Below are 3,602 nucleotides of genomic sequence, written 5' to 3'. Positions count from 1 at the left end.
GGCGAGACGCTGCTGGCGCTCGACGGCAAGACCTATACGCTGGATGCCAAGGCCTGCGTCATCGCCGACGACAATGGCGTGGAATCGCTGGCCGGCATCATGGGCGGCGAGGCGTCGGGCTGCTCCGAAGACACCGTCGACGTGCTGATCGAATCCGCGCTGTGGAACGAGATCAACATCGCCCAGACCGGTCGCCGGCTCGGCATCAATTCCGACGCCCGCTACCGCTTCGAGCGCGGCGTGGACCATAATTTCATGCTGCCCGGCCTGGAGCTCGCCACCAAGCTGGTGCTGGAGCTGTGCGGCGGAACGCCGTCGGAGATCATTGTCGTCGGCGAGGCCTTTGGCGAGGACCGCGTGATCGACTTCCCGGTGGCGGAAGTGAAGCGGCTCGCGGCCATCGACGTCCCGCTGATCGAAATGCGCCGCATTCTGGTGCATCTCGGCTTCATGATGGTCGGCAGCGGCCCGGTGGTGAAGGTCGCGATACCGTCATGGCGCAGCGACGTGCATGGCAAGGCTGATATCGTCGAAGAGATCATGCGCATTTTCGGCGTCGACAAGGTGCCGATGACGCCGTTCGATCGCGGCGATGCGCCGCGCAAACCGATCCTGACCCAGATCCAGCTGCGCACGAGGCGGGCCAAGCGCGCGCTGGCCGCGCGCGGCATGGTCGAGGCGGTGACCTGGTCGTTCATCTCGAAGCTGCATGCCGAGACCTTCGGCGGTGGCGCGCCGGAGCTGGCACTGGCCAATCCGATCGCCGCGGACCTCTCCGACATGCGGCCGAGCCTGCTGCCCGGGCTGATCGCCGCGGCGCAGGCCAATGCCGATCGCGGCTACGCCGATCTGGCGCTGTTCGAGGTCGGGCAAATCTTCAAGGGCGATCGCCCGCAGGACCAGTTCATCGCCGCTGCCGGCCTGCGCCATGGCCTGGCGTCGTCGAAGGGTATCGGCCGGCACTGGTCCGGCTCGGTCGCCGCCGATGCGCTGGACGCCAAGGCGGATGCCTTCGCCGTGCTGGCCGCGGCCGGCGCACCGATGCAGGCGCTGCAGATCGTGGCGGGCGGCGCCGCTTCAGGCGTTTCCTGGCTGCATCCCGGCCGCTCCGGCACCATCCAGATCGGCCCGCAGAACATTCTCGGTTATTTCGGCGAGTTGCATCCGCGCGCCGCGGAAGCGCTCGGCGCCGATGGTCCGCTGTTCGCCTTCGAAGTCATCCTCGATCGCATCCCCGACGCCAAGCAGAAGGCGACCCGCGCTAAGCCGCTGCTGGAGCTGTCCGCGTTCCAGCCGGTGTCGCGCGACTTCGCGTTCATCGTCGATCGCAACGTCAAGTCCGGCGACATCGTCCGCGCCGCGCAGAATGTCGACAAGAAGTTGATCAGCCAAGTGACGCTGTTCGACGTCTATCAAGGCAAGGGCATCGACGACGACAAGAAATCGGTGGCGATTGCCGTTACCATGCAGCCGCGTGAAAAGACCCTGACCGATCAGGACATCGAGGCGGCGGCGGCGAAGCTTGTCGCCGAGGTGACGAAGAAGACCGGTGGCGTGTTGCGGGGATGATGGCCACGCTCGGCCTCACCTCCTACGCCACCGCCTCGCTAGCCCTCCTCGTCGCCACCGCCTTCATCGCCGGCCTCGCGCGCGGTTTCTCGGGCTTCGGCTCCGCGCTGATCTTCATGCCGATCGCCAGCATGGTGGCCGGCGCGCAGGTCGCCGCGCCGCTATTGCTGGTGATCGATTTCCTGACGACCCTGACGCTGATTCCGGATGCGTATCGCAGGGCTGACCGGCGTGACGTCGCAATCATCTCGCTCGGCGCGCTGATCGGCGTGCCGCTCGGCACGATGATGCTGGCGTGGGGCAATCCGCTGGCGATCCGCTGGATCATCGTGGCGCTGATCGGTTCGATGCTGGTGCTGCTGGCCTGCGGCTGGCGCTATCCCGGCAAGCCGACCACGTCGGCGACGGTGGCGGTGGGCGGCGTCGCCGGCTTCTTCGGCGGGTTGGCGCAACTCGGCGGCCCGCCGGTGGTGATGTACTGGCTGCGCGACACCGCGGTAGCCGCCGTCACCCGCGCCAACATCATTTTGTATTTTGCGATCGCCGACGTCCTGATCATCATCAGCTATTCGATCGGAGGGCTGTGGACCTCAGCCATCCTCGGCCTCGCGGTGATCACCGGCCCACTGTTCGGCCTGGGCCTGTGGCTCGGCTCGAAACTGTTCGGCCGTGCCAGCAACGAGACCTTCCGCCGCATCTGCTACACGCTGATCGTGGTGTCCGCCCTGATCAGCCTGCCGCTGTTCGACGGGCTGTTTCGCTAGTCCCACCGCCTTCCTTGCGCGGCGCGCGGCCGCCGCGTTAGGGTTACCGCGACGCCAAGAAAATTAACCGGGAGAACACCATGGTCGATCGCCGACATCTGTTGAAGCTCGCGATCGGCAGTGCGGCCGCCCTGTCCGCACCAGCGGCACTGGCCGTGATGCCGGTGAAGCCGCGCACGCGCATCGTGTTTCTCGGCACCAAGGGCGGCCCCCGCGTCGGCGTCGGCGCCTCGAATCCGGCCAACCTCGTCGAAGTCAACGGCACGCCATTCGTCATCGACTGCGGCATGGGCGTCAGCCGGCAACTCGTCAATGCCGGCGTCTCGATCCCGTCGGTGAAGTATATCTTCATCAGCCATCACCATTCGGATCACAACCTCGAATATGGCAACCTGGCCTACAACGCTTGGGCGGCAGGACTTTCGACGCCGATTCATTCATTCGGCCCCAAGGGCATCGAGCAGATGACCAGGACCTATTGGGACCTCAACAGGTTCGATGTCGACACCCGGATCGAGGACGAGGGCCGGCCGGATCCGCGCCCGCTCCTGATCGCCAAGGATATTCTCGACGACGGCGTGGTGCTGCAGACGGCCGATGTAAAAGTCACCGCGTTCCGGACGCCGCATCCGCCCATCATCGACAGCTTCGCCTACAAATTCGAGACGCCGGACGGTACCATCGTTTTCTCCAGCGACACCGCCTACAATCCGAGGCTCGCCGAATTCGCCAAGGGCGCCGACGTACTGGTTCACGAGGCACTTTACGTCCCGGCAGTCGACAGGCTGGTGATCAAGACCAAAAATGGCGCGACGCTGAAGAAGCACCTGCTGGAGAGCCACACGACCACCGAAGACGTCGGCCGCATTGCAGCCGCCGCCGGCGTCAAGGTTCTGGTGCTCAGCCATTTCGTGCCGGGCGATCTCGACGTCACCGACGACGAATGGATGGCGGATGTGAAGAAGCATTTCTCCGGCAGGATCGTGGTGGCGAAAGACCTGATGCAGTTGATGTTGCCGGTCTAGCCGGCGAGCCATTCCAGCTATTCGGTCCCGCTTGAGCGCTGCCGCCGCTTCGACGCCCGCGCCGGCTTTTCCGGCACCGATTCCTTCAGCGCGCCGATCTTCTTCAGCGCCGCTTCGGCGGCGCGATCGCCACTTTCCCAGGCGCCGTCCACGGTGCCCGACAGCGTCTCATGGGTGGCCTCGCCAGCGAGAAACAAATTCCCCATCGGTTCAATCAATGTCCGGCGCGACGCCTGGCCGCCGG

Annotated in this window: 4 protein-coding genes; 3 read left to right on the top strand and 1 reads right to left on the bottom strand. The window is 65.5% G+C overall.

The window, feature by feature from the left end:
- The 3 genes from Q0S16_RS05135 to Q0S16_RS05125 form a co-directional block, all read left to right on the top strand.
- Positions 1-1,569, top strand: a 1,569-nt coding sequence (locus Q0S16_RS05135) for a phenylalanine--tRNA ligase subunit beta (RefSeq protein WP_295845805.1), incomplete at its 5' end; no start/stop codon positions are given.
- On the top strand, positions 1,566-2,333 hold the full coding sequence (locus Q0S16_RS05130; RefSeq protein ID WP_295845802.1) for a sulfite exporter TauE/SafE family protein: 768 nt from the start codon (positions 1,566-1,568) through the stop codon (positions 2,331-2,333). The genes Q0S16_RS05135 and Q0S16_RS05130, both read left to right, overlap by 4 nt.
- Positions 2,334-2,413: 80 nt before the next feature.
- On the top strand, positions 2,414-3,358 hold the full coding sequence (locus Q0S16_RS05125; RefSeq protein ID WP_295845800.1) for an MBL fold metallo-hydrolase: 945 nt from the start codon (positions 2,414-2,416) through the stop codon (positions 3,356-3,358).
- A gap of 17 nt (positions 3,359-3,375) precedes the next feature.
- Here Q0S16_RS05125 and Q0S16_RS05120 read toward each other — a convergent pair.
- On the bottom strand, positions 3,376-3,602 hold a 227-nt coding region (locus Q0S16_RS05120; RefSeq protein ID WP_295845798.1), incomplete at its 5' end, for an FAD-dependent oxidoreductase.

The organism is Tardiphaga sp., from assembly GCF_025356345.1.
Classification (GTDB): domain Bacteria; phylum Pseudomonadota; class Alphaproteobacteria; order Rhizobiales; family Xanthobacteraceae; genus Tardiphaga.
This window is presented reverse-complemented; position numbering and strand designations above follow the sequence as displayed.